General features: G+C 65.9%; 21 protein-coding genes. 13 read left to right on the top strand and 8 right to left on the bottom strand.

Going from position 1 to position 25,428, the window contains the following annotated elements:
• Window positions 1-52: 52 nt before the first annotated feature.
• The gene (locus AC1RWL_RS19150; protein ID WP_256118970.1) at window positions 53-220 is read left to right on the top strand and encodes a hypothetical protein; all 168 of its coding nucleotides are present in this window, start codon (window positions 53-55) and stop codon (window positions 218-220) included.
• Complete coding sequence (locus AC1RWL_RS19145; RefSeq protein WP_493158443.1) at window positions 220-408, top strand: hypothetical protein; 189 nt, start codon at window positions 220-222, stop codon at window positions 406-408. The genes AC1RWL_RS19150 and AC1RWL_RS19145 overlap by 1 nt, the downstream gene beginning before the upstream one ends.
• Window positions 409-426: 18 nt before the next feature.
• Here the strand turns inward: AC1RWL_RS19145 and AC1RWL_RS19140 are convergent, their stop codons facing one another.
• Together AC1RWL_RS19140 and AC1RWL_RS19135 are read right to left on the bottom strand one after the other, a co-directional pair.
• On the bottom strand, window positions 427-1,401 hold the full coding sequence (locus AC1RWL_RS19140; protein ID WP_493096325.1) for a CatB-related O-acetyltransferase: 975 nt from the start codon (window positions 1,399-1,401) through the stop codon (window positions 427-429).
• A gap of 96 nt (window positions 1,402-1,497) precedes the next feature.
• On the bottom strand, window positions 1,498-1,998 hold the full coding sequence (locus tag AC1RWL_RS19135; RefSeq protein ID WP_493096386.1) for a Pycsar system effector family protein: 501 nt from the start codon (window positions 1,996-1,998) through the stop codon (window positions 1,498-1,500).
• A gap of 212 nt (window positions 1,999-2,210) precedes the next feature.
• Here AC1RWL_RS19135 and AC1RWL_RS19130 point away from each other — a divergent pair, with 212 nt between their 5' ends.
• Window positions 2,211-4,169: a CHASE2 domain-containing protein gene (locus tag AC1RWL_RS19130; RefSeq protein WP_493096326.1), complete on the top strand. Its 1,959-nt coding sequence runs from the start codon at window positions 2,211-2,213 to the stop codon at window positions 4,167-4,169.
• A gap of 149 nt (window positions 4,170-4,318) precedes the next feature.
• On the opposite strand, the gene hutC is transcribed toward AC1RWL_RS19130, so the two are convergent.
• Together hutC and AC1RWL_RS19120 are read right to left on the bottom strand one after the other, a co-directional pair.
• A complete protein-coding gene (gene hutC / locus AC1RWL_RS19125; RefSeq protein ID WP_493096387.1) occupies window positions 4,319-5,077 on the bottom strand; it encodes a histidine utilization transcriptional repressor HutC in 759 nt (252 codons plus the stop codon).
• Window positions 5,078-5,260: 183 nt separating this feature from the next.
• Window positions 5,261-6,604, bottom strand: coding sequence for a formimidoylglutamate deiminase (locus tag AC1RWL_RS19120; RefSeq protein WP_493096327.1), 1,344 nt, complete (start codon window positions 6,602-6,604; stop codon window positions 5,261-5,263).
• A gap of 109 nt (window positions 6,605-6,713) precedes the next feature.
• On the opposite strand from AC1RWL_RS19120, the gene hutI reads away from it, so the two are divergent.
• From hutI to AC1RWL_RS19080, 8 genes are all read left to right on the top strand, one after another.
• A complete protein-coding gene (hutI, locus tag AC1RWL_RS19115) occupies window positions 6,714-7,940 on the top strand; it encodes an imidazolonepropionase (protein ID WP_493096328.1) in 1,227 nt (408 codons plus the stop codon).
• 52 nt (window positions 7,941-7,992) lie between these two features.
• A complete protein-coding gene (gene hutH, locus AC1RWL_RS19110; RefSeq protein ID WP_493096329.1) occupies window positions 7,993-9,528 on the top strand; it encodes a histidine ammonia-lyase in 1,536 nt (511 codons plus the stop codon).
• A 1-nt stretch (window position 9,529) separates the two neighbouring features.
• Window positions 9,530-10,330, top strand: a complete 801-nt coding sequence (gene hutG, locus AC1RWL_RS19105; RefSeq protein WP_493096330.1) for an N-formylglutamate deformylase — start codon at window positions 9,530-9,532, stop codon at window positions 10,328-10,330.
• A gap of 18 nt (window positions 10,331-10,348) precedes the next feature.
• Entirely contained in the window at window positions 10,349-12,025 is a 1,677-nt protein-coding gene (gene hutU / locus AC1RWL_RS19100) for a urocanate hydratase (RefSeq protein WP_493096331.1), read from the top strand.
• A 2-nt stretch (window positions 12,026-12,027) separates the two neighbouring features.
• Window positions 12,028-12,603: a HutD/Ves family protein gene (locus AC1RWL_RS19095; protein ID WP_493096332.1), complete on the top strand. Its 576-nt coding sequence runs from the start codon at window positions 12,028-12,030 to the stop codon at window positions 12,601-12,603.
• 83 nt (window positions 12,604-12,686) lie between these two features.
• Entirely contained in the window at window positions 12,687-13,673 is a 987-nt protein-coding gene (locus AC1RWL_RS19090) for an aldo/keto reductase (protein ID WP_493096333.1), read from the top strand.
• Window positions 13,674-13,874: 201 nt separating this feature from the next.
• Window positions 13,875-15,059: a mannonate dehydratase gene (gene uxuA, locus AC1RWL_RS19085; protein ID WP_493096388.1), complete on the top strand. Its 1,185-nt coding sequence runs from the start codon at window positions 13,875-13,877 to the stop codon at window positions 15,057-15,059.
• Between the two features lie 101 nt (window positions 15,060-15,160).
• On the top strand, window positions 15,161-15,937 hold the full coding sequence (locus AC1RWL_RS19080) for an ABC transporter substrate-binding protein (protein WP_435265282.1): 777 nt from the start codon (window positions 15,161-15,163) through the stop codon (window positions 15,935-15,937).
• Between the two features lie 203 nt (window positions 15,938-16,140).
• Here the strand turns inward: AC1RWL_RS19080 and AC1RWL_RS19075 are convergent, their stop codons facing one another.
• Window positions 16,141-16,356: a hypothetical protein gene (locus AC1RWL_RS19075; RefSeq protein WP_493096334.1), complete on the bottom strand. Its 216-nt coding sequence runs from the start codon at window positions 16,354-16,356 to the stop codon at window positions 16,141-16,143.
• Window positions 16,357-16,545: 189 nt separating this feature from the next.
• Here AC1RWL_RS19075 and AC1RWL_RS19070 point away from each other — a divergent pair, with 189 nt between their 5' ends.
• Together AC1RWL_RS19070 and AC1RWL_RS19065 are read left to right on the top strand one after the other, a co-directional pair.
• Window positions 16,546-17,502, top strand: a complete 957-nt coding sequence (locus AC1RWL_RS19070; protein ID WP_492649004.1) for a LysR family transcriptional regulator — start codon at window positions 16,546-16,548, stop codon at window positions 17,500-17,502.
• Window positions 17,503-17,582: 80 nt separating this feature from the next.
• On the top strand, window positions 17,583-18,707 hold the full coding sequence (locus tag AC1RWL_RS19065) for an NAD(P)/FAD-dependent oxidoreductase (protein WP_493096335.1): 1,125 nt from the start codon (window positions 17,583-17,585) through the stop codon (window positions 18,705-18,707).
• A gap of 36 nt (window positions 18,708-18,743) precedes the next feature.
• On the opposite strand, the gene secD is transcribed toward AC1RWL_RS19065, so the two are convergent.
• The 3 genes from secD to AC1RWL_RS19050 all read right to left on the bottom strand — a co-directional run bounded on the left by secD (window position 18,744) and on the right by AC1RWL_RS19050 (window position 25,428).
• Complete coding sequence (gene secD, locus AC1RWL_RS19060) at window positions 18,744-21,281, bottom strand: protein translocase subunit SecD (RefSeq protein WP_493096336.1); 2,538 nt, start codon at window positions 21,279-21,281, stop codon at window positions 18,744-18,746.
• Between the two features lie 109 nt (window positions 21,282-21,390).
• Entirely contained in the window at window positions 21,391-21,813 is a 423-nt protein-coding gene (locus tag AC1RWL_RS19055; RefSeq protein WP_493096337.1) for a hypothetical protein, read from the bottom strand.
• A 144-nt stretch (window positions 21,814-21,957) separates the two neighbouring features.
• Complete coding sequence (locus tag AC1RWL_RS19050; RefSeq protein ID WP_493096338.1) at window positions 21,958-25,428, bottom strand: ATP-binding protein; 3,471 nt, start codon at window positions 25,426-25,428, stop codon at window positions 21,958-21,960.

Raw genomic sequence — 25,428 nt, 5'->3', positions numbered from 1 at the left:
CTTGACATCCGTCGATGAAAATGGAACATAAAGAGAACAAATGGAGGTACCGATGCAAACCGATGCCGTCGAACGTGCCCTTGCCGAAGTCGCCGCCTGCCGGGCGCTGCGCGAAAAGCAGCAGGCCCACCGGGCCGAGTTCCAGCGCAAGCTGGAGGCGGTCGCCAAGCCCCTTTACGTGCTGAAGAGCAAGCGCCAGCTGGAGCTCCGGCTTCAATGATGCGCGCGGATCGACGGCAAAAACAGGTTTTTCGCGAGGAAGCGCTGGAAATCCTCGCCTTTCACAACGGCAATGCGCTGGAAGCCTTGCGAACGATGATCGCCGAGCGCGACGCCGTCGAGGAACGGCTTGCCATCGCGACGCTGATCATGGCGCGCGGAAACGACGAGGCATGGCGGCCTTCGTGACGACAACGTTTCAGGCCGTCAGCCGAATGCGATCTCCCAGGCAGCACTTCCCACGATGCCGGCAATGAACGCCGTAATCCACGGCAGGAAAGGTTTGAGGCGAGTAAACGGGGACACGGCGCCAATCGGCTCTCCTTGCGGCTCTGCATTCGGCGTGGCGGCGGCAGGCGTCTTGGCCTTGGTTTCGGCGCCGTGGAGACGCTTGCGGAACAATCGCAGCGCTTTCGGATCGTCCAGTTCGGTGATCTCTTTTTTCGCCACCGCGTAGAGTTTCGGCTCCAGTTCACGCAGTTCACCAGCCGCCAGCCGCTTTTCCAGCTCGGCAAGCGCCAGCTGGATATCGTTGAACGGGATGTCGAACAGGTCGTCGAGCCGGAACCGCCACCACCGCACGCGCATCAGGCGGGCGATCGTCTCTTCGTCGAAACGGTGCCGGATGATGCGCGCGGGGATGCCGCCAACGATCGCATAGGGAGGAACATCGCGCGAGACGACGGAGCCCGCCGCAATGATGGCGCCATCGCCCACGTTCACGCCGGGCAGGATGATCGCGTTGGCGCCGATCCAGACGTCGCTGCCGACGATCGTGCGCTGTGGCACTTGCTTGGGCGGGCTGGTGAACTGCCGCATCGCCTCGGACGGAATCCACTGGCCGTCTCCCCACTGGAAGGAATGCGTCGAGAGCCAGTCGGTCGGATGGTTGCTGTCGCCGATCACCGCACCGGGGGCGATCGAACAATATCGCCCGATATGCGCCGTTTGCCCGGAAATCCGCACGTTGTCCCGCAGGAAGGTATAGGCGCCGATCATTCCGCGCGAAGAGATATCGCCGGCAAGCCAGACCGGGCTTTCAACAAGAAGGTGGCCCTTGTGCCAGATTTTCGCGCGGTGGACATGAATGTTGGCAATGCCGAAGCTTTCGAGCGGACGCCGTCCCTCTCCTGCATTGTCATCGCGATAAGCAGCAGCGTTCAGGCCGTGCATGTCCATCATTCTCGATCCTCGCTGGGACGTGAACCCGCCCCGCACCTTAGAATTCCTGCTGGCAAAGCCAACAGCAAAATGCCGCCCGAACCCCTATCGCCGCCTTCACCGCGTCGCAAGCAGCGCCACATAGGCGATGACCGTCAGCAGCAGGCCGCGGAAGGCGAAGCCGACGAAACGGTATTTGTCGCTGGCGATCGCGGCGATGGCGTCGGCGTTCTGCATGTATTGCTCGAAGAGATAGTCGATATCGCGGGTCTCGGCGGCCTTGCGGAACCCCTCGCGATGGTGGGGCCAGGCGCCCCAGAAGAGCGATGTCGCCTTGTCGACGCGGCGCGGCAGCACGACGAGGATCGCCGAGACCATGGAAAAGACCAGGGCGAAGGCAAGAAGGCCGGAAAAGACGATCGTGGAAAGGTCGGCGTCCGCATAACGCGACCAGGTGAACACGGCGCGGCTTTCCGTGGAGGTGACGAGCAGCGCCAGCATGAAGGTGAAGATATAGGCGGCCTTCTGGTCGGAAATCTTCACCTGGTCATAGAACACGTCGTTGATGCGGCGGATATGGTCGAAATGTTCGACCGCGATGCCCTCTGCGCCGCCCATTGCCCGTTCCAGAATGCTTTGCCGATCTTCCACCGCCGCCATGTCGCTTTCGTCCCCGTTTTTCCTCGTGATAGCCGAGAGGTTTTGGAAAGCAACGGCATGCGTGCGGCGCCGCTTGACTTTTTTGAGGGGATGTCGAGTGCTGGCGCCATGCGAAGCCTCGTCCCGCCCTCCCGTCTTACCCTGCCGCGCCCTGCCCGGAGCACCGGCGCATGAAGACGGGACTGCGCTTTTCGCACCGATGGTCGCGCCGCAGCAAGCGCCTCGCGGTGCTCACCTTCGCGGTCATCGTGCTGGTTTCCGCGCTGCCGCAGCTTCCGGGCTGGTCGCTCGCGGACCTGCGTGCCTTCGACTACTTTTCCACCCTCGACGATCCCCGTCCGCCGGCCGCAAGCCCGGTCATCGTGGCGATCGACGAACCGTCGCTGGCCGAGATCAACGCGCAATGGCCCTGGCCGCGCGAATTGCACGCCCGGCTGGTCGAAAGCCTGCGCAAGGCCGGTGCCACGGCAATCGGCCTCGACATCATCTTCGCCGAGCCGTCCAATCCGGCCTCCGATGCGGCGCTCGCCAAGGCGCTCGGGCCGGATGTGGTGCTTGCCGGCGACGAGAGCGTCATCGTCACGCCGCAGGCCGAGCAGTTCCTGCGCACCACCCCGCTGCCGGCCTTTTCGCAAGCGGGCGCCGTGACCGGCATCGCCTCCATCACGCTCGGCGGCGACGGGGTCTTTCGCGACCTGCCGCGCTACGAGGATGGCTTTGCGCTGGCGCTTGCCCGCATCGCCGGCAAGGCGGCGGTCTCGCCCGTGGGCAAGCTGCTGCAATCCTTCGGTCCCTCGCGCAGCTACCCAACCGTCTCCTACTACCAGGCGCTCGACCCGGAAAACATGCTGCCGAAGGATATGTTCAAGGGCCGCGTGGTCATCGTCGGCCTCAGCCTGCAGAATGCGCCCGTCATCAATTCCGGTGGCGCCGACGCCTTCGCGACACCCTATACGGTGCATACCGGCCGGCTGGTGGCGGGGGCGGAAATCCAGGCGACGATTTTCGACAACCTCACCACGGGTGCGGCGATCACCCGCGCCGGCACACCGCTCGCCATCACGTCCGTCGCCCTTGCGGCGCTTTTTTCAGCCGCGCTCGTGCGGCGCGCGACGCGCTGGCAGACGGTCGTGCTCAGCATGTTCGCCACGGCGGTGCTGGGGCTGTTAAGCTTCGCGCTAATCCGCGAGGCGACGCTTTTCGTCTCGCCGATCGGCCCCACCGTCGCGCTGCTCCTGGTCGCTGCCGGCCAGACAGCACTCGACTATGCGGAGGAGCGGCGGCGGCGCCGCGAGATCGTGCGCGCCTTCTCGCAATATCTCTCGCCCGCCCTCGTCGAGCGGCTCGCCCGCGATCCCTCGCAGCTGAAACTCGGTGGCGAGCGGCGCACGCTCTCCATCCTGTTTTGCGACGTGCGCGGTTTCACCACCATCGCCGAGACGATGAAGGACGACCCGGAACAGCTGACCACGCTGATCAACCGGCTGCTGACGCCGCTGTCCGACATCGTGCTGAAACATGGCGGCACCATCGACAAATATATCGGCGACTGCGTGATGGCCTTCTGGAACGCGCCGCTCGACGACGAGCACCATGCCCGGCACGCGGTCGCCGCCGCGCTCGACATGCTCGACGCGATGGCGACGCTGAATGCCAAGCTGAAGGCGGAAGCGGCGGCGAGCGGCACGCCCTATCACGCCTTGCGCATCGGCATCGGCATCAATACCGGCGACTGCGTGGTCGGAAACATGGGCTCGTCGCAGCGCTTCGACTATTCGGTGCTGGGCGACGCCGTGAACCTCGCCTCGCGCCTGGAGGGCGCGTCAAAGGCCTATGGCGTGCCGCTGCTCATCGGCGAGCGCACGGCGACGCTTGCCGCGACGGATTTCGCCGTGCTGGAACTCGACCGCATCACGGTAAAGGGCCGCACTGGTGCCGCGCCCGTCTTCACCGCCCTGCGCAGCCTGCCGGATGCTGCGAGGGCCCAGCATGCCCGCTTCATCGAGGACAAATATGCCGGACGGCTGACGGCCGACGACGCGACCTTCGATGTGCTGAGCGAGGCAAGCCCGTCGCTGGCGCCCTATTACGCCACCATCCGGTCCGAACATTTCGCCGGCGGCGCCTAGGACCAATCGACATTCAGCTCAGGCCGTGGCGAAAATGGTGGTTTTGCGTGACCCGGAGCGCAGCGTACTCAATGTACGTGAGCACCGGAAGCACGCAAAAGCGCCATTTGCAGACCGGCATGGGCTGAATGTCGATTGGTCCTAAGGGTTCAGGCGTTTTGCTTGGGATGCGACGGAGCGAATTCGGCGACGAGCTCGTGTTTTTCGCCCGGATAGGTCAGCCGCACATGGGTTATATAGACGCCGCCGCTCCAGGTGCGCCGCTCGACGACCAGACAGGCCGTGCCCGGGGCGATCGCCAGCAGGTCTGCGGCACGGGCATCGGCGCCGACGGCACGGATGCGGTGTTCGGCGGCACTCCACGGCACGCGGCTGATCAGCCAGGCGCCGGGCGCGGTATCGTCAAAGGTTTCGGCCGCGGCCTCCGGCACGGCGACAAGGTTGATCAGTCGATCCTCCAGGCAGAACGGCTGGGCGCCGGCGAAATGCAGCGCGGAAATCTCCGTCAGCGGCGCGGGCTCCGGCAGGTCCATCAGGCGTCGATCGGCCGCTTTTGCCGAGCGGTCGAGGCGCGTGCGCTTCTCGTAACGATAGCGCAGCCCGAGTGATTCGACTTCGAGGCGGATGTCGTGGATCTCCAGCACGGCCGATTGCGCATGCGGATGGGTGACATAGCTGCCGGATTTGCGCCGCCGCTCGATGAGGCCGCGCTTGACCAGCTCGGTGATCGCCTTGTTCACGGTCATGCGCGAACATTGGTATTGCTCGGTCAGCTCGTGCTCGAAGGGAATGCGGTGGCCCGGCGGCCATTCGCCCGAAAGGATCTTGCCTTCCACTTCCTCCAGGATGCGGCGATGCAGCGGCGGCTCCTTGGCCTCGGTCCGTGTCTTCTCCTGGTCGATGGAAATGGTCGCCTCCGCGCTAGAGCATTTCCAGCCGAAGCGGCATCGCTTCGGCGTCGGATAATGCGGCAAAAACAAAAAACCTGGAGCATTTCCGGTGAACCGGAGTTCACCGGAAATGCTCCAACCGGGCGCAATCGCCCGGTGGGACAAGTCATAGGAAAGGCAGGGCCGCCTTACAATACGCCCTCAGGCGTCCGTGAGCGCCCGCATCGTCGCGGTGAAGCGCCGGCCGATTTTTTCGCGCGCCGCATGGCGGCCGCCCTCGACCTGCTTGCGCCCGTTCACCCAGACGCAATCGACCTCGGCACCGTTGGCAAAAATCCAGCCGTCGAGCAGCGCGTCGCCTGCGAGATCGAGGCCGTGGCGGGCCTTGACGCTGACGAAGTCTGCCGCGTTACCGGCAGTGATGCCCGCTTCGACGCCCAGCGCCGCGGCACCGCCGACCAGCGCACTGTCGAACAGCGCCCGGCCCGTCGAGCCGCCGGGGGCGGCGAGCACGTTGCGGGCGCGGTGGGCGAGACGCTCGGAATATTCCAGCTGGCGCAGTTCGTCCGGCAGGCCGATCAGTACGTTGGAATCCGAGCCGACGCCGAATCGGCCGCCGGCGGCGAAAAAGTCCGCCGGGAAGATGCCGTCGCCGAGATTGGCTTCGGTGATCGGGCAGAGGCCGGCAATCGCGCCCACTTCCGCCATGCCGCGCGTCTCGCTGTCCGTCATGTGCGTGGCGTGGATGAAGCACCAGCGGCCGTCGACGGCCTGGTTGTCGAGCAGCCATTCCACCGGGCGGCGGCCGGACCAGGCGATGCTGTCTTCCACTTCCTTCACCTGCTCGGCGATGTGGATGTGGATCGGCTTGTCGCCGGCCATGGTGACGACGGCGGAAAGCTCCTCCGGTGTCACCGCGCGCAGGCTGTGCGGCGCGACGCCGGTGATGCCGCCGGGCAGTACATCCGTAAGCGCGCGGCAACGCTCCAGCAGCGGGGCGTAGGAGTCCTGGTCGTTGATGAAACGGCGCTGCCCCTCACCCGGCGCCGTGCCGCCGAAGCCGGCATGGGCATAGAAGACGGGCAGCAGCGTCAGCGCGATGCCGGTTTCGGACGCCGCCGACGCAATGCGAACGGCCATCTCGGCGATGTCGCCATAATGCCCGCCATCCTTGTCGTGGTGCAGGTAGTGGAACTCGCCGACGCGGGTAAAGCCCGCCTCCAGCATCTCGACATAGAGCTGGGCAGCCACCGCCTCGACATCATCCGGCGTCATGGACAGCGCGAAGCGATACATGACGTTGCGCCAGCTCCAGAAGCTGTCGCTGCCCGGCCCGCGCGTTTCGGCAAGGCCGGCCATGCCGCGCTGGAAGGCGTGGCTGTGCAGGTTCGGCATGCCGGCGACGACAGTGTCGTGGCGCTCGTCACCCGCTTTCGCGGCGGCGTCCGTTTCGAGGCGCGCGATGCGGCCGCCTTCGATATGGAGACGCACATCCTTCGCCCAACCGCCCGTAAGCAACGCCTGCCTTGCATGAATGACGGCCATGCCGCTCCCTCCCTCTTCCGGTGTATCTTCGACGCCGATCCGCAAATTCGCTCTTGCGTCCTCTGCGATTATGTATATACATTATCTTCATCACAGGGAAGAGGCAATCATGGTATCAGCAGCGGAAAAGGACACGGTGCGCGTCTGGCGCAATGCCCGGCTGGCGACGCTCAACGAGAGCCTGCCCGGCCTCGGCATCGTCGAAGATGGCACTATTGCCGTGCGCGACGGCCGCATCGCCTTTGTGGGTCCTGAAGCCGATCTGCCCGCCGAATTCTCCGCCGCGGAAACCATCGATTGCGAAGGCCGGTGGATCACGCCGGGCCTCATCGACTGCCACACCCATCTCGTGCATGCCGGCGACCGCGCCCATGAATTCGAGCTGCGTCTTGCCGGCGCCTCCTATGAGGAGATCGCGCGCGCCGGTGGCGGCATCGTCTCCTCGGTCAAGGCGCTGCGCGCTGCCAGCGAAGACGATCTCGTGCGCCAGACGCTGCCCCGCCTCGACGCGCTGATTGCCGAGGGCGTGACGACCGTCGAGCTGAAATCCGGCTACGGCCTCGATACCGAAAACGAACTCAAGTCGCTGCGCGCCGCCCGCCGCGTTGCCGAACAGCGCGACGTGACCGTGCGTACCACCTTCCTCGGCGCCCACGCGCTGCCGCCGGAAATGAACGGCGACAAGGCGGCCTATATCGACAAAGTGGTCAACGAGATGCTGCCGGCCATCGCGGCGGAAGGCCTTGCCGATGCCGTGGACGGTTTTTGCGAGGGCATCGCCTTCTCGCCGGCGGAAATGACGAAGGTCTTCGACGCCGCCAAGGGCTTCGGCCTGCCGGTCAAGCTGCACGCCGACCAGCTTTCGAACCTCAATGGCGCAGCCCTTGCCGCCTCCTACGGCGCGCTTTCGGCCGACCATCTCGAATATACCGACGATGCCGGTGCCGCCGCCATAGCGCAGGCTGGCACGGTCGCCGTCATCCTGCCGGGCGCCTTCTACTTCATCCGCGAGACGAAGAAGCCGCCGGTCGAGCTCTTCCGCAAGCATGGCGTGAAAATGGCCGTCGCGACGGATTCCAATCCCGGCACCTCGCCGCTGACCTCGCTTCTCCTCACCATGAACATGGCCGCCACCCTCTTCGGCATGACCGTCACGGAATGCATTGCCGGCACCACCCGCGAAGCCGCACGCGCGCTGGGCCTGGTCGATGAAGTGGGGACGCTCGAAGCCGGAAAGTGGGCCGATTTCGTCCTCTGGGACATCGGCCGGCCGGCGGAACTGGTCTACCGCATGGGCTTCAACCCCATGTTTGCCCGTATCCGCAGCGGACATTAGGTCAATTCGCAGCAGGTCAATTCGAAGGCCGGGCTGCATCGAGGAATGCAAAATGACAATCACGCTTCATCCGGGCTCCGTGCCCCTCAAAACTCTTGAATCCATCTACTGGACCGGCACTTCCGCCCGTCTCGACCCGTCCTTCGACGCCGGCATTGAAAAGGCGGCCGCCCGCATTGCCGAAATCGCCGGCGGCGACGAGCCGGTCTACGGCATCAATACCGGCTTCGGCAAACTCGCTTCCATCAAGATCGCGGCGGCCGATGTCGCCACGCTCCAGCGCAACCTGATCCTGTCGCATTGCTGCGGCGTCGGCAAACCTCTGTCCGAAAACATCGTGCGCCTCATCATGGCGCTGAAGCTGATCTCGCTCGGCCGCGGCGCCTCCGGCGTGCGCCTCGATATCGTCCGCCTGCTGGAAACCATGCAGGAAAAGGGCGTCATCCCGGTCATCCCGGAACAGGGTTCCGTTGGCGCCTCCGGCGACCTCGCGCCCCTCGCCCATATGGCGGCCGTGATGATCGGCGAAGGCGAAGCCATTTATGGCGGCGAACGTCTCCCCGGCGGCGCGGCCCTCGCAAAGGCCGGCCTGAAACCCGTCGTGCTTGCCGCCAAGGAGGGCCTCGCCCTCATCAACGGCACGCAGGTCTCCACCGCCCTGGCGCTCGCCGGCCTCTTCCGGGCGCACCGTGCCGCCCAGGCGGCCCTCGTCACCGGCGCGCTGTCCACCGATGCCGCCATGGGCTCCTCCGCGCCGTTCCATCCGGACATCCATACGCTGCGCGGCCACAAGGGCCAGATCGATGCCGCCGCATCGCTGCGGGCGCTGCTCGCCGGCTCCGTCATCCGCGAGAGCCACATTACCGGCGACGAGCGCGTGCAGGACCCCTATTGCATTCGCTGCCAGCCGCAGGTCGACGGCGCCTGCCTCGATGTCCTGCGCTCGGCCGCCCGCACGCTCGAAATCGAAGCCAATGCGGTCACCGACAACCCGCTGGTGCTGTCCGACAACAGCGTCATTTCGGGCGGCAACTTCCACGCCGAACCCGTCGCCTTCGCCGCCGACCAGATCGCGATTGCGGTCTGCGAGATCGGCGCGATTTCGCAGCGGCGCATCGCGTTGCTCGTCGACCCTGCCCTTTCCTTCGGCCTGCCGGCCTTCCTCGCCAAGAAGCCGGGGCTCAATTCCGGGCTGATGATCGCGGAAGTCACCTCGGCCGCGCTGATGAGCGAAAACAAGCAGATGGCGCATCCGGCCTCGGTCGATTCGACGCCGACCTCCGCCAACCAGGAAGACCACGTCTCCATGGCCTGCCACGGCGCCCGCCGCCTGCTGCGCATGACGGAAAATCTTTCCGCCATCATCGGCATCGAGGCGCTGACGGCGGCCCAGGGCATCGAATTCCGCGCGCCGCTCGTCACCAGCCCGGAATTGCAGAAGGTCGTGGCAACGCTGCGCACCGTGGTCGCGACGCTGGAAGAGGACCGCTACATGGCGCCGGATCTCGCCGCCGCCAGCAGCTTCGTCTCCTCGGGTGCGCTCGGCGCCTCCGTTTCCAAGGGCCTCCTGCCGGTTCTGGAGGTCTGACATGGCGGTTTTCGAAACCCATCAGGGCACCTCGCCCGTAATCCTCGCCTTCCCGCATACCGGCACGGACGTGCCGGCCGACATATGGGAACGCCTGAACGACAACGGCCACATCCTCGCCGATACGGACTGGCACATCGAACGTCTCTATGACGGCCTGCTGCCGAACGTCACAACGGTGCGCGCCACCTTCCACCGCTACGTCATCGACGCCAACCGGGACCCTGAAGGCGTCAGCCTCTATCCCGGCCAGAACACGACGGGCCTCGTTCCGGAAACGGATTTCGACGGCAAGCCGATCTGGAAGGACGGCGAGGCGCCGACCGAGGCGGACATCGCCTTCCGACTCGCCAATTTTCACGCGCCCTATCATGCGGCCCTTGCCGCCGAGATCGAGCGCGTCAAGGCGATCCATGGCGTGGCGATCCTCTATGATTGCCACTCGATCCGCTCGCTGATCCCCTTCCTGTTCGAAGGCCGGTTGCCGGATTTCAACGTCGGCACGGATATGGGCCGCACCTGCGACAAGGCGATCGAGGCGGCAACGTTCGAAGCCTGCGCTAAGGCCGAGGGCTATACCAGCATCCTCAACGGCCGCTTCAAGGGCGGCTGGACGACGCGCCATTACGGCAGGCCGGAAACCGGCGTGCACGCCATCCAGATGGAACTCGCCCAAGTGAGCCATCTTGCCACGGAAGCCCCGCCCTTCGCCCTCGACGAGGAGAAGGCCGCGCGGCTGCGCATTGTTCTGACAGAGATCCTGAACCGTCTCGAGGCGCTTGCCTCCACCCTTCCACGCTGATCCCGGGAGACCCAGCCAATGACCGACAATCCCCGCCACAACATCCGCGAAATCCGCGCTGCCCGCGGCACCGAACTCACCGCCAAGAGCTGGATGACGGAAGCGCCGCTGCGCATGCTGATGAACAATCTCGACCCCGACGTCGCGGAAAACCCGCATGAACTGGTCGTCTATGGCGGCATCGGCCGCGCCGCCCGCACCTGGGCCGATTTCGACAAGATCGTCGCCTCGCTGCGCGATCTGGAAGAAAACGAGACGCTGATCGTGCAGTCCGGCAAGCCCGTCGGCATTTTCCGCACGCACAAGGATGCGCCGCGCGTGCTGATCGCCAATTCCAACCTCGTGCCGCACTGGGCCAACTGGGACCATTTCAACGAGCTGGATAAGAAGGGCCTTGCCATGTACGGCCAGATGACGGCCGGCTCGTGGATCTATATCGGCAGCCAGGGCATCGTTCAGGGCACCTATGAAACCTTCGTCGAAGCCGGCCGCCAGCATTACAATGGCGACCTCAAGGGCAAGTGGGTGCTGACCGGCGGCCTCGGCGGCATGGGCGGCGCCCAGCCGCTCGCCGCCGTCATGGCTGGCGCCTCGTGCCTTGCCGTCGAGTGCAACCCCGATTCGATCGATTTCCGTCTGCGTACCCGTTACATCGACGAAAAAGCCGACACGCTCGACGAAGCGCTCGCAATGATCGATCGCTGGACGAAGGCCGGTGAAGCCAAGTCGGTCGGTCTGCTCGGCAACGCCGCCGAAATCCTGCCGGAAATGGTCCGCCGCGGCATCCGCCCCGACATGGTCACCGACCAGACCTCGGCGCACGACCCGATCAACGGCTACCTGCCGAAGGGCTGGACGATGGCGCAGTGGAAGGAAAAGCGCGAAAGCGACCCGAAGGCCGTCGAAAAGGCCGCCCGCGCCTCCATGCGCGAGCATGTCGAAGCGATGATCGCCTTCCAGGACATGGGCATCCCGACCTTCGACTACGGCAACAACATCCGCCAGGTCGCCAAGGAAGAGGGCCTCGAAAACGCCTTCGCCTTCCCGGGCTTCGTTCCGGCCTATATCCGCCCGCTGTTCTGCCGCGGCATCGGTCCCTTCCGTTGGGCTGCCCTCTCGGGCGATCCGGAGGACATCCGCAAGACCGACGCCAAGGTCAAGGAACTGCTGCCCGACAACAAGCACCTGCACAACTGGCTCGACATGGCCGCCGAGCGCATCGCCTTCCAGGGCCTGCCGGCGCGCATCTGCTGGGTCGGCCTCGGTGATCGCCACCGCCTCGGCCTCGCCTTCAACGAGATGGTCAAGAACGGCGAACTGAGCGCACCCATCGTCATCGGCCGCGACCACCTCGATTCGGGCTCCGTCGCCTCGCCGAACCGCGAGACGGAATCGATGAAGGACGGCTCGGACGCCGTGTCCGACTGGCCGCTGCTGAATGCCCTGCTCAACACCGCCTCCGGCGCGACCTGGGTTTCGCTGCACCATGGCGGCGGCGTCGGCATGGGCTTCTCGCAGCATTCGGGCGTCGTCATCTGCGCCGACGGCACGGATGCGGCAGCCGAACGCCTCGGCCGCGTGCTGTGGAACGACCCGGCGACGGGCGTCATGCGCCATGCGGATGCCGGCTACGACATCGCGCTCGATTGCGCGAAGGAAAAGGGCCTGCGCCTGCCCGGCATCCTCGGAAATTGAGGATGCGGCTTCTGCGCAACGTCGAACATCGCCGCATGCCGTGGAAGAACGGCGGCGGCGAGACGGTCGAGGTGATCGTCCATCCGGAAGGTGCCGATCTTTCGGAGTTTGGCTGGCGCGTCAGCATGGCGACGGTGGCGAGCGACGGGCCGTTTTCGGTCTTTCCAGGCATCGACCGCACGCTGGCGGTGCTTTCGGGGGACGGGATGGCGCTGTCCATCGAGGGCATTGGCGAGAAGCTGCTGACGCCACAATCGACGCCCCTCGCCTTCCCGGCCGATGCGCCCACCACGGCGCGCCTCACCGGCGGCCCGATCACCGACCTCAACGTCATGACCCGTCGTGGCGTTTTCGAGCACAAGCTGGCGCGGCACGTCGCGGAAGGTTCGCTGAGCCTTCCGGAAACCTCCGGCGAACGCCTGCTGCTGGCGCTCGAACCGCTCGGCGTTTCCACCGCTGACGGTCTCATCGGGCTCCAGCCGCTGGATGCCCTGGTGCTCGATGGCTCGGAGCGTGCCGAGGTGGTCTCGGCCGGCGAAAGTGCGGCCTTCTATCTGGTAGAAATCACTCCGGCCTGAGCCATAGGCGGAAGCGATTTCCTTGTCCGCGTTCCAGCGGAATGCTACCTCCCGACACAATCAATCTGTCGGGAGACTTTTTCATGAGACATCGCAAATTCGGCCGCACGGGTTTTACCACCACGGATATCGGCTTCGGCGCCTGGCAGATCGGCGGCGCCTGGGGTGACGTCAGCGAGGCGGATGGCCGCGCCGCCCTCCATGCAGCACTCGACGCCGGCATGAGCTTCATCGACACCGCCGACGTCTATGGCGACGGCCGCTCGGAAAAGATCATCGCCGACGTGCTGAAGGAACGCGGCGGCCAGCGCCCGATGGTGGCGACCAAGGCCGGCCGCCGGCTCTCGCCGCATGTCGCCGATGGCTACAACAAAGAGAACCTCGAAGGCTTCATCGATCGCAGCCTGAAGAACCTCGGCGTCGAGCGCCTCGACCTCGTGCAGCTGCATTGCCCGCCGGCGGAGGTCTACTACCGCCCCGAAGTCTTCCAGGCGCTGGAGGAGATCAAGGCCGCCGGCAAGATCGCCAACTACGGCGTCAGCGTCGAGAAGGTCGAGGAAGCGCTGAAGGCGATCGAGTTCCCGGGCGTCGTCAGCGTGCAGATCATCTACAACATGTTCCGCCAGCGCCCGGCGCAGCTCTTCTTCAAGGAAGCCGCCCGCCGCCATGTCGCGATCATCGCCCGCGTGCCGCTGGCAAGCGGCCTGCTCTCGGGCAAGATCACCCGCGAGACGGCTTTTGCTGCGGACGACCACCGCAACTTCAACCGCCACGGCGAATCCTTCGATGTCGGCGAGACCTTTGCCGGCGTGCCCTTCGAGACCGGCTTGCAGGCCGTCGAGGAAATCCGCGCGCTGGTGCCTGCCGGCACGACCATGGCCGCCTTCGCGCTGCGCTGGATCCTGATGGCGGATGCCGTCAGCGTCGTCATCCCCGGCGCGCGCAATGCCGAGCAGGCGCAGGCGAACGCCAAGGCTGCGGGCCTGCCCGCCATTCCGGAAGACGTGATGGAAGCGACGCGCGAGGTCTACTACCGCCTCGTCGCCCCGCATGTGCACCAGCGCTGGTAGCGATTGCGCGACATCGATGCCGGCCTTCTGGCCGGCGTCGGTGACGAAATCCGCCCCGTCAATGCAGGCCGCAAAACCGGAGTCGGAACAGGCGGTTGGTCCGGTTTTCGAAGAGATTGAGTCATCTTCCGGCGCGCCCCTTGCGCACCCCCTGCCCGTGTGATCCAACCGCCGGGGTTGGGGCCTGGAGGAATGACGATGATGGAAGAATGTTTTCGCTGGTATGGCCCGAAGGATCCGGTGACCCTCGACCATATCCGGCAGGCCGGCGCGACCGGCATCGTCTCCGCACTCCACCACATCTATGACGGTTCGGCCTGGCCGCTGGACGACATCCTCTCCCACAAAGCGGCGATCGAGGCCGCAGGCCTCACCTGGTCGGTGGTCGAGAGCATTCCGGTGCACAATTCGATCAAGATCGCCGGCCCCGAACGCAGCAAATATATCGGCGCCTACAAGGATACGATCCGGGCGCTCGCCAAAGCCGGCATCAGGACGATCTGTTATAACTTCATGCCCGTCTGCGACTGGACGCGCACCGACCTGCTCTACCGCATGCCCTCCACCGGCTATGCGCTGCGCTTCGACGCCGTCGATTTCGCCGCCTACGACCTGCTGGTGCTGCGCCGGAAGGATGCGGAAAAGGATTATACGCCCGCGGCCATTCGCACCGCGAAGGACCGGCTGATCTCGCTCAATGACGATCAGGTGGCAACGATCGAGCGCAACCTCATCGCCGGCCTGCCGGCGACCGAGCGCAGCTATGATCGCGACGGCTTCCGCAAGGCGCTGGAAGAGTACCAGGGCATCGACGCCGAGGCGCTGCGCGCCAACCTCACGGCTTTCCTGCGCGAGATCGTGCCGGTGGCGGAAGAGGTCGGCGCGCGGCTGTGCATCCACCCGGACGATCCGCCGTTTTCGCTGTTCGGCCTGCCGCGTGTCGTCTCCAACGCCGAAGATGCCCGCGCGATCCTTGCCGCGGCACCGAGCCCCGCGAATGGCCTCACCTTCTGCACTGGCTCCTATGGTGTCAGGGCGGACAACGACCTGCCGGCCATGGTGCGCGAGTTCGGCGCGAACATCCATTTCGCCCACCTGCGCAACGTCACCCGAGAGCCGGACGGGTCTTTCCACGAGGCCGACCATCTCGATGGCTCGACCGACATGGTGGAGGTCGTCGTGGCGCTTCTGGAGGAGCAGGCGCGGCGCAAGGCGGAAGGTCGTGCCGACTGGCGCATCCCCATGCGCCCCGACCATGGCCACCTGCTCGCCGACGATATCGGCAAGGCGCGCATCAACCCCGGCTACTCGCTGATCGGCCGGCTGAAGGGGCTGGCGGAACTGCGCGGGGTCATGCGCGGCGTCTCCCGTTTCATAGCCGCGTGAACATAAACTGAAATGATAGCGACTATCAGGGCTATCTATTTCGTTTATGCACGGCGCCGCGTTACCGTTCCCTTGGTCACAATCAGAACAGGGGAACGACCATGAAAAAAATGCTGCTCGCGCTGGCTCTTGCAGGCTCCACCCTCCTTTCCGCCCAGGCTTCCGCGCAAACGCTGAAGATCGGCACGGAAGGCGCTTACCCGCCCTTCAATTTCCAGGATTCTGCCGGCAATCTTGACGGCTTCGACGTGCAGATCGGCCTTGCGCTCTGCGAGAAGATGAAGGTCGAATGCGAAGTCGTCGCGCAGGATTGGGACGGCATCATTCCCGGCCTCGTCGCCAAGAAATACGACATGATCATCGCCTCGATGTTCATCACCGAGGAGCGCAAGAAGCAGGTTTCCTTCACGGATCCCTACTATCTCGCCGCCATGACGCATGCCGCGCCGAAGGGCGCCGGCCTCACCGATTTCACCAATGAAGGCATGAAGGGCAAGACGATCGGCGCCCAGTCCGGCACCACGCAGGCGGATTACGTTGCGGCCGTCTATCCGGATGCGGACATCAAGCTCTATCCGACGCAGGACGAAGTTAACCTCGACATGGCGAACGGCCGCCTCGACCTGCAGGTCGGCGACATGATCCCGCTGCTCGACTGGGTCACCAAGAACGACGACGGCAAGGCCTGCTGCGAGTTGGTCGGCACGCCGATCACCGATCCGAAATTCGTTGGCGAGGGCGTGGGCATCGCGGTGCGCCAGGACGACAACGATCTTCGCGAGAAGCTGAACGCTGCCCTGAAGGCCATCCGCGAGGACGGCACTTACAAGAAGATCAACGACAAGTATTTCTCCATCGACATCTACACGATGAAATAATGGATTGGGAGGCGGCTTCGGCCGCCTTGGCTTCATGACAAAGTCTGCCCAACCTCTCCTCCGTCATGGTCGGGCCTGACCCGACCATCCACAGCCGCGGGTGCCGCGTGGATCCTCGGGTTAAATCCGAGGATGACGGCAGTGGGTGGGTGATGGTTGTCACCAAAGCGAGGCGGCTTCGGCCGTCTCTTTCGTTTGCGCTATCAAGGCTCGAAGCGGGGCGACCGCCCGATGGCCGATCCATCGATGGGCCGGGTGAAAAACGCTTCGGCTTCTCCCTCGTCATCAAGACTGACCAGAAATGGATGGGGATCGAACGCCCGTCTGGGGCGGAATTCCATGCGTGCGTTGACGCCTTCTGCCAGCAAGTCATCGAGATATGACCCCGCGAGCCCGCTGGTGCTAAACCGTTCCCACATATGGCAATTTCCCCTTCGTTCGACCGGCAAAATGCGCCTGCGGGCTTTTTGGTTCCGGTAAAAACGAGCCACTGCCGTCGAAAAGCGTGCGCCATCGACCAGGGGTAGTCATTTATCCAGCAGGGGTTGTGAAACCGGACCTCCGCCTCGGCTCTTGCCTTTTCCCATTCCGCCGTCCTAGCTACGTGCATGCCCACAAACCGCCTTGAACGCTTCGCCCACAATCTCGACTGGAACCTCCTGCGCACCTTCGTGGTCGTGGTGGAGGAAGGCAGCATCACGCGGGCGGCGAACCGGCTTTTGCTGCAACAGCCGGCCGTCAGCATGGCGCTGAAGCGGCTGGAACAATCGGTCGGCCATCGGCTGATCGACCGCAGCCCCGGCCGTTTCGAGCTGACGGAGGCCGGCGAGCGGCTGCATGCGCTCTGCCACGACATCTTTACCGCCATCGTGCGGCTGCCGGAGGCGATGCAGCCCTCCAGCGAGGATATTGCCGGCCATATCACCATCCATTCGGTGAGCCACGCCATGAACCCCGCCTGGGACCGGGCCATCGCCGATTTCTTCCGGCTGCATCCGCGCGTCACCGTCGGCGTGACGGTCGAGACGACCACCGACGTCATCCGCTCGGTGGAGCGCGGCGTGGCGACCCTCGGGCTTTCCGACGGCATCATTCCGGAGGGGCTGGAAAAGGTGCCTTTCTGCTACGAGCGTTATGCGCTCTATTGCGGCCGCGGGCACCGGCTGTTCGGCGCGCTCGATGCGCGGCTGGAGGACCTGCGCGGCGAACCCTATGTCTCCTTCCTCGCCGATGTGCTGGGCGGGCCGCATATGGGGCCGGTAACGGCCGTGCGCGCCGTCGGCTCCTTCGGCCAGCAGGTGCGCGCGCTCGCCTTCAACGTGGAGGAGGTGCTGCGCCTCGTGGTGGCCAATGCGGGCATCGGCATGCTGCCGGCGCACCTCACCGGCGTGGCCCTGACGGCGGGCGAACTCTGGCAGCTTCCGCCCTATGACGACCTGCCGGTGGCCGAAACCTTCCGCATCACCAATCCCGGTTCGGCGCTCAATCCGGCCGAGCGCGCCTTCCTCACCCACATGGCCGAGGTGCCGCCGTGGCGCTGGGGCGAGCCGCATCAATCCGGCTGATATCCACCTTCACCTCTATAAATTTGAAGAATGTCGAAAGCTTGCTTAGGCCTGTCCCTGCAACGACAGTGGAGGCGGCCATGCAGACGTTCGACATCGCAATCATCGGCGGCGGCATTGCCGGCATATCGCTCGCCTATTTCCTCAGCCCGCACCGCTCCGTCGTCGTGCTGGAGCGCGAAGGCGCGCTCGGCTATCACAGCACCGGCCGCTCGGCCGCCGAATTCACGCTGCGCGACAATCCGCCCCTCGTGAACGCGCTCGCCCGCGCCAGCCATGCTTTCCTCACGCAGCCGCCGGACGATTTTGCCGCTGTGCCGCTGCTCATCGACCGGGGCAGCATCATTCTCGGCACGGAGGGCAAGGAAGCGCTGGTGCGTGCCCGTTTCGAGGCAGCGAAGGCGCTCGGTGTGGCCGTGGAATGGCTCGATGCGGCGGCCATGCTCGCCCGCGCGCCGATGCTCGACCCCGCCTATGCCACTGCGGCCTATTTCGACCCGGATTACTGGGATATCGAGGTGGACGCGCTGTTGCAGGCCTATGCCCGCCACGCGCGGCGCCACGGCGCACAGATAATCGAAAGTCGTTCCTTCGCCGGCGCCCGGCGGGTCGGCGGAAGCTGGCTGATCGAGACCGATGACGAAACAATCGCCGCCGGAACGCTGGTCAATGCGGCCGGCGGCTGGGCCGATACGGTCGCGGGGCTTTGCGGCGTGGCACCGGCCGGCATCGTGCCGCATCGCCGCACGGCGGTCACCGTTGATCTGCCCGAGGGCATTGACGCGAACCGCCTGCCGGAGATCAACGAGGTCGAAGACATCTTCTACTTCAAGCCCGAGGGCGGCCGCCTGCTCGCCTCGCCCGCTGACGAGACGCCCTGCGAACCGGCGGACGTGCAGCCGGAGGAGCTCGACGTCGCCTATGCCGCCCACTATATCGAGGAAGCGACGACCTTGAGCGTGCGCCGCGTCTTCAAGAGCTGGGCCGGCATGCGCAGTTTTTCTGCGGACCGGCTGCCGGTGATCGGCCCCGCCAAGGATGAACCGAGCTTCTTCTGGCTCGCCGGACAGGGCGGATACGGCATCCTCACCTCGCCCGCCCTCGGCAGCCTCGCAGCCGCCCTCCTCACCGGAGACCCGGTGCCAGCACTGCTGGCCCGTGAGGGCATAACGGCGGAGACCTTCAGCCCCGCCCGCTTCCCCTGAAACGAAACGGGCGCCTCAAAGGCGCCCGTTCCGGTATCAAGCTTCGGTTGCCGGCGTGGTTGCCGAGCCCGGCGCCCGTGTCGCGTCGCGATCCTTCCACCAGCGGCTGAGGAAGAGCAGGATCGGACCGCCGATATAGATCGACGAGGTCGTCGCGACCACGACGCCAAACAGCATCGGCCAGGCGAACGGCTTGACCGTATCGCCACCCCAGATCGCCATCGGCAGCAGCGAGGCCGCCACGGCAACCGAGGTGAAGATGCATCGCATGACCACCTGGTTGATCGACAGGTCGATGAGGTCGGAGAACGGCATCGACTTGTACTTGCGCATGTTCTCGCGCATGCGGTCGTACACCACCACCTTGTCGTTCACCGAGTAACCGATCAGCGTCAGCACGGCGGCGATGGCCGTCAGGTTGAAGTCGATCTGCATCAGCGAGAAGAAACCGATCATCTTGGTGATGTCCAGGATCAGCGTCGCGATGGCGCCCACGGCAAAGTGCCATTCGAAGCGCCACCAGATGTAGATCAGGATCGCCAGCATGCCGAGCGCGACGGCGAGGAAGCCGGAACGCGCAAGCTCCGTGCTGACCGTCGGGCCGACCACTTCCGTGCGCTCGAAGTTCGCATCGGCGATCACCGCCGCAACGCCGTCGCGGACCTGCTGGAGGGCAGCCGACTGCGCCTCTTCGCCGCCCGGCTGGCGCTGCACGCGCACGAGCACCGAGGTGCCCTGGCCGAATTCCTGCAGCGCCACTTCGCCGAGGTTCAGGCTCTCCATCTTCTCGCGAACGACGGCGAGGTCTATCGGCGTCTTGGAGGTCGCCTCGACCTGGATACCGCCGACGAAGTCGATGCCGTAGTTGAGACCCGGCGTGAAGAACAGGATGACCGAGCTCGTCGAGATGAAGGCCGACATGGCGATGGCGATGTAGCGGCCGCGCATGAAGGAGAAGGTCGGGATGCTCGGCACCGCGCCGAACAGCGAATGGATGTCGATCTTCTTCATCTTGCTGCGGATGACCACCTCGCGCATCAGCAGGCGCACGAAGGTGATCGAGGTGAACATCGAGATCGCGAGACCGATGATCATGGTGATGGCGAAGCCGCGCACCGGGCCGGAGCCGAACATGAAGAGCAGGATCATGCCGACCATGGTCGTCATGTTGCCGTCGACGATGGTGGCATAGGCCTTGTTGAAGCCGACATCGAGCGCCTTCATGGCGCCGGCGCCCGCCGCCGTTTCTTCACGGATACGGGCGTTGATGAGGATGTTGGCGTCCACCGCCATGCCGATGCCCAGGATGATGCCGGCGATGCCGGGCAAGGTCAGTGTCGAGCCCAAGAGGCCGAGCAGGCCGATCGTCAGCACGGTGTGCAGCACGAGGCCGAGATTGGCGATGAGGCCCCAGGAGCCGTAGAGCACCTGCATCAGCACCACGACGGCGAGAAGGCCGGCAAAACCGGTATAGAGGCCCATGCGGATCGAGTCGGAGCCGAGGTTCGGACCGACGGTGCGCTCCTCGATGATGGTGAGCGGCGCCGGCAGCGCGCCGGAGCGCAGCAGCGCCGAAAGCACGGTCGCTTCCTGCGGGTTGAAGTTGCCGGAGATCTGGCCCTGGCCGCCGATGATCGGCTCGCGGATGACGGGCGCCGTCAAGACCTTGCCGTCGAGAACGATGGCGAAAGGCTTGCCGACATTCGCCTGGGTGATTTCCGCGAACTGGCGGGCACCGGTCGAATCGAAGCTGAACGAGACGATCGGTTCGTTCGTGCGCTGGTCGAAGCCGGCCTTGGCGTCCGCAAGACGGTCGCCCGAGATCGCCACGCGCTCTTCCACGGCATATTTGTTCGGGTCGTTGGCGCCGGGCAGGATCATGACGCCGCGCGGCGCGACGCTGTTCGGGTCCACGGTCTGGTCGACCATGTGGAAGCTCATCTGCGCGGTCGAGCCGAGCAGCTGGCGCAGGCGCGTCGGGTCCTGGAGGCCCGGCAGCTGCACGAGGATGCGGTCGCCGCCGACGCGCTGGATGAGCGGTTCGGCAACGCCGACCTGGTCGACGCGGCGACGGATGATTTCAAGGCTCTGCTCGACGGCGGCCGACATGCGCTCGTTGATGCCGGCTTCCGTCAGCGCCACGGTGATGACGGTGCCGGAGGTCTCGACATCGATGTCGGAGGAGCCGGTGCCGAAGCCGAGCGACGTGGTCGGCGCGGCGAGCTTGCGCACTTCCGGCAGGACCTTGTCGAGCGCGGCCTGGTCGGCCAGCGTGATCGTCAGCGTCGTGCCGCTGAGGCGGGCGGCCGAGGCGCGCTCGCCGGCGGTGCGAAGGATACCGCGCGCATCGTTCAGGAGCACGTCCATGCGCGCCTTGCGAAGTGCGGCGGAATCGACTTCCAGCACGAGATGCGAGCCGCCCTTCAGGTCGAGGCCGAGGGTGACGGGCTTGGCGGGCAGGAATCGCCCGAACGTCGCCTGCTGTTCAGTCGTCAGCACGTTGGGTACGGCCGCGAGCACCCCGAACAGGATGATCACGGTGTACAACAACAATGCCCATTTGGAGGTTTTCATGGGGTTGTTCCACTTAAACTGACGGACGGGCGCGACAGAATCAGTCGGCGCCGTCCGCTGGGATCGGAATTTCAATCGAATGGCGCGGCGTCAGAAACGCCAAAGGGCCTCAGGCGGCAAAAGCCGGAGGCGCGCGGCTGCGGAACGCCGCATGGCCGGACAGAGCCGGCGCAGCATCATCGACAGCAAAGAATGCCCCTGACGAGGCGATTTCAAAGGGATAGAGCAGCAGGCCGGCACTCGGAACGATCGCCTTGCCGGCCGCGTCACCCTCGGGAAGCCCGGTCTTCGCCTTGGCAACCCGCCGTTCCGCATGGCCGCTCGCCGGAAACCACAGCTCGTCGCCCGTGGTGGAGAGCGGCGATGGTGCCACGCCGCCTTCGGCGGCTGCACGCTGCGGATGGCCTGCGGTGGCAGCGTTCTGCGGCAGCGAGAACTGCGAGAGGAACAGGGTGAAGAGCAGCACGAGGAAGCCGACGGGCGCAAAACCCCGCTCCCACATGGTCGCTTCTTTTCCGGTCCTGTTCGTCATGCCGTCCGTTTCGTGCCCGTCCGTCTGGTCAACGCGGGGCGCCGTGCAAAGCAGCGGTGCCGATGGTGCGCCAAGAACCACTTACCATCCGCCAAGTCAAGTTCTGGGCATTGACGCTTCGTTTATGGACAGACGTTTCAGCCCTCACAATTCATGGATCACCACATCCGGGCAGGCTTCGCGCGCGAGATCGCGCAGGTGCTGGTGGTGCGTCAGGTAGATCACCTGCCCGCCCGTCGCCATGGCGCCCATCACCTTGAGCGCATTCAGCGCGCGCCGGTCGTCGAAGGTCTCCATGATGTCGTCGGCGATGAAGGGCACGATCTCGCGGCTGGCGGCGATCTCGTGATACCCCGCGACGCGTAGCGCCAGATAAAGCTGGAAGCGCGTGCCCTTGGAAAGGTCTTTCGCCAGCTTCGAGCCGCCGGCGGCGGCATTGACCACGAGGAACTCGCTGTCCTTTTCCAAAACCGTCGAGAGCCCGGAATATTCGCCGCCCGTGATGTCCCGAAAGGTCTTCGAGGCGCGCTCCATCATCGCGCTGCGATGGCGCTCGCGATAGAGCCGCAGCGCCTGCTCGGCCGCCAGGACGCCGGCGCGGGTCGCGAGGTAACGCCGGGATTTTTCCGCAAGCTCGATCAGCGCCGTGCGCCGCCGCTCCTCCAGCACCGCAGCCTCGTCGCTGCCGGCGATCTTGGCCAGCGCCTCCTCCGCCCGCGCCCGCGCCAGATGATGCTCCTGTACCGCGCGGTCGAGCTCTTCCAGCCGCACGGCGAGGTCGCCCTTCTCTGCGGCAAGCTGGTCGTCGTCGACCGCCGAAAGCCACGCCTCCGCCTCGTCGACCGTCCCGGCGCGCATCTGCTGCATGAGATCGCGCCCGGCATCCTCGATGCGCCCCAGAATGTCGTCGCGCTTGCGATAGGCTTCGAGCAGCTGATCCGCCTCCGCGAGACTGTCGCAGCCGAGGAAGGCGTAGATTTCGGAAAGCCGCGACGTCAGCACCGCATGGCGCTCGTCCAGCACCTTCTCCTCGTCATCGAGGCGGAGCAGCGCCTTGTCGATCGCCTCGCGCCGGTCATGCACCGCGTTGGCCGCGGCGAGCCGCCGGGAAAGGCCGGCCACGGCTGCGAGCGGGTCCTCGGCATCGAACGGCTCCGAAAGCCGCTCGGCAAGACGGCGCGCATGGCTGCCGTAGTCCTGCTGGTCGCGGCGCATGCCGGTAATGCGGTGATCGAACTCGCGCCGCCGCTCGACATTCTGGGCGAGCGCCTGCAAGGCGGGGAGTGCTGCGGCAAGCCGTTCCGGCTCGGCCGGCGCCTGCTCCGTGGCGAGCCAGGTGCCGGCGATCCCGCGGTCCCAGGTCTCCTGCCATGCGGCCAGGGCCGCGGCGGTTTCCTCCACCGCCTTCCGGCGCGCCTCCGCATCCGTCCTGGCGCGGGCAAGATGCTCCGCGACGGCGAGCCGTTGCGTACGCGCCGATTTCAGCGCCTCCAGCCGGTCTTCCGCAAGGAACAGCACCTCGTCGAGCGGCGTGCCGGTGGGGATTTCGCTGCCCAGGAGGGCGAAGAGCCGGGCCTGCACATCTCGTGCGTCGTTCTCCACGAGGTCGGCTTCGATGGTCTGCCGCGCGAGATCGCCGAGCTTTTCCAGCGCTACCACGCGCCGCTCCAGCCAGGCCGTCACCTCCGCCAGCGTGGTCTCGTCGGGGAGGTCGAAGCGGCGGGCAAGCGAAGATATCTCTGCCGCGACCGCCGCCCTCTCCTGCTCCAGACGCTGCGCTTCGCCGCCGAGCGCATCAAGCCGCGCCCCACCTTCCGCCGCCGTGCGTTCGAGCACCCGCAGTTCCGACAGGCGGTCGGCGTTGCGCAGGCGCGTCTCTCCGGCGCGGTCATCGTCGCGCATGGCGCGCTCGAACTCGGTCGCGGTATCGGCGTCGAGCGCGGCGCGGTGTCTTTGCCAGGCGGCGTCCCGCATCGTCCGCAAGCGGCCGGCATGCTCCTCCCCCGCCGCACCGGTCGCCTTTTGAAGCGCATCGAGCGTCGCCCGGGCGGAAGCGACCTCCAGCTCCAGCGCCGCGACCTGCTCCTGCTGCCGGCGCGAGGCCTCGGATGCTGCGTCGTATCGCTTGCGCAGGGCTTCGAATTCCGAAGGTGCCGGGATGGACAACCCCTCCAGCGCCTTGGCCGTGCCGGACCACGGCGCCAGACGCGCTGTCGCGCCATCGGCGTCTTGTCGGGCAAGGGCGGTGAGCCGCCGGGCCTCGCGGAGACGGGCCAGAAGATCGCTGGTGCGGGCGGCGCGCAGGATGGCACCGAGGGTGGCTGCGAGTTCCTCTTCCTTGGCCGCGTCCGCATCGGAAACGGCGCCCGCCTTGCTGCCAAGCGAAGCCAATGTCCGTTCCGCCTCGGTCTGCTCGCGACGGGCGGTTTCGGAGCGTTCGACAAGCGCCGTTCGCCGCGACAGCAGGGCCGTGAGTTTTTCGCCGAGGCCGGGCGGCAGCAGGATGTCCGCCGGCTCTGTATCCGGCGGCAGGCCGAGCGCGGCGATGCTCGCGCCGATCGTGGCTATGACGCGGTCGCGCTCGGCCTCGCGGGCAGAGAGGTCCATCACCGCGGTGCGGAAGCGGGCTTCGAGCCCGGAGCCGGCGAGTGCGGCAATGTCCGCATCCGCCGCGAGCACGGCCTCGTCTTCGTTAAGCCCGTCGCGCTCGTCCTCATAACGTTCGCGCTCGCCCGTGACCCGCTCGGCCCGCGCGGCGATTTCCGTCGCCTCGCGCGCCAGTTCGCCCGTGAGAGACCGCCAGGTGGCCGGTGGCGACGTGCCGAGGTCGTAGGCGCCGAGTTCCGTTCGCAGCGCCCGCAGGCGCCGGAGATAGGGCAGCGCGGAGAGGCTGCGCTCGATCTGCGCCAGCGCGGTACGCACTTCGGCACGAGCGGCCGTCGCCTCCTCGTGGTGGCGGGTGGCGGTGTCGCGGTCGCGCACCAGCGCGCCGTAGTCGCGGGCGGCAATGTCGAGCGCCTTGCGCTCGGCCGCCAGCGCCTCGATCTCGGCCTTCAGCGTGGAGAGGCCATGTTTGCGGCCGGAGGGGCGGTAGAATTCGTCGGCTTCGGCCTTCAGCGCGGCTAGGCCGGTCGCCATGTCGGAAAGGCCTGAGCTGGCGGAAAACAGCATGGAGCCGAGTTCGCCTTCGCTCTTCAGAATGTCCTCGCCGCCCTTTTCGATGCTCTCGTCGTCGAGCGAGAACATGGTGCGGTAGGCGTTGCGGTCCATGCCGCCGAGCACGCTGGCAAAGAGCGTGTCCGGCAGCGGACGGTCATCGGCGGCGACGAGCGAGGCCTGGTTGCGCTTGAGGCGATAGGCCTCGTGGCGCTCGGCGCCGACGGAAAACTGTCCGCCGACGCGCATCAGCGCATAGGGGTGCAGGAAGCCGTAGGTGCTTGTCCGCTCGATGCCGAAGAGCAGGTCGAGATAGGCGGAAAACAGCGTGGACTTGCCGGCCTCGTTGGGGCCGTGCACGAGGTGGAAATCCGGTTTGCCCGGCCGCGCGGCGCCGAAATCGAGGCTGCGGTCGGTGAATTTTCCATAGCGGACGAGGTCGAGGCGATCGAGGCGCAT

The sequence above is a fragment of the Shinella sp. GW821-FHT10F02 genome, assembly GCF_058809275.1.
The sequence above is the reverse complement of the archived record's forward strand: the minus strand, read 5'-3'. Positions and strand labels throughout refer to the sequence as shown.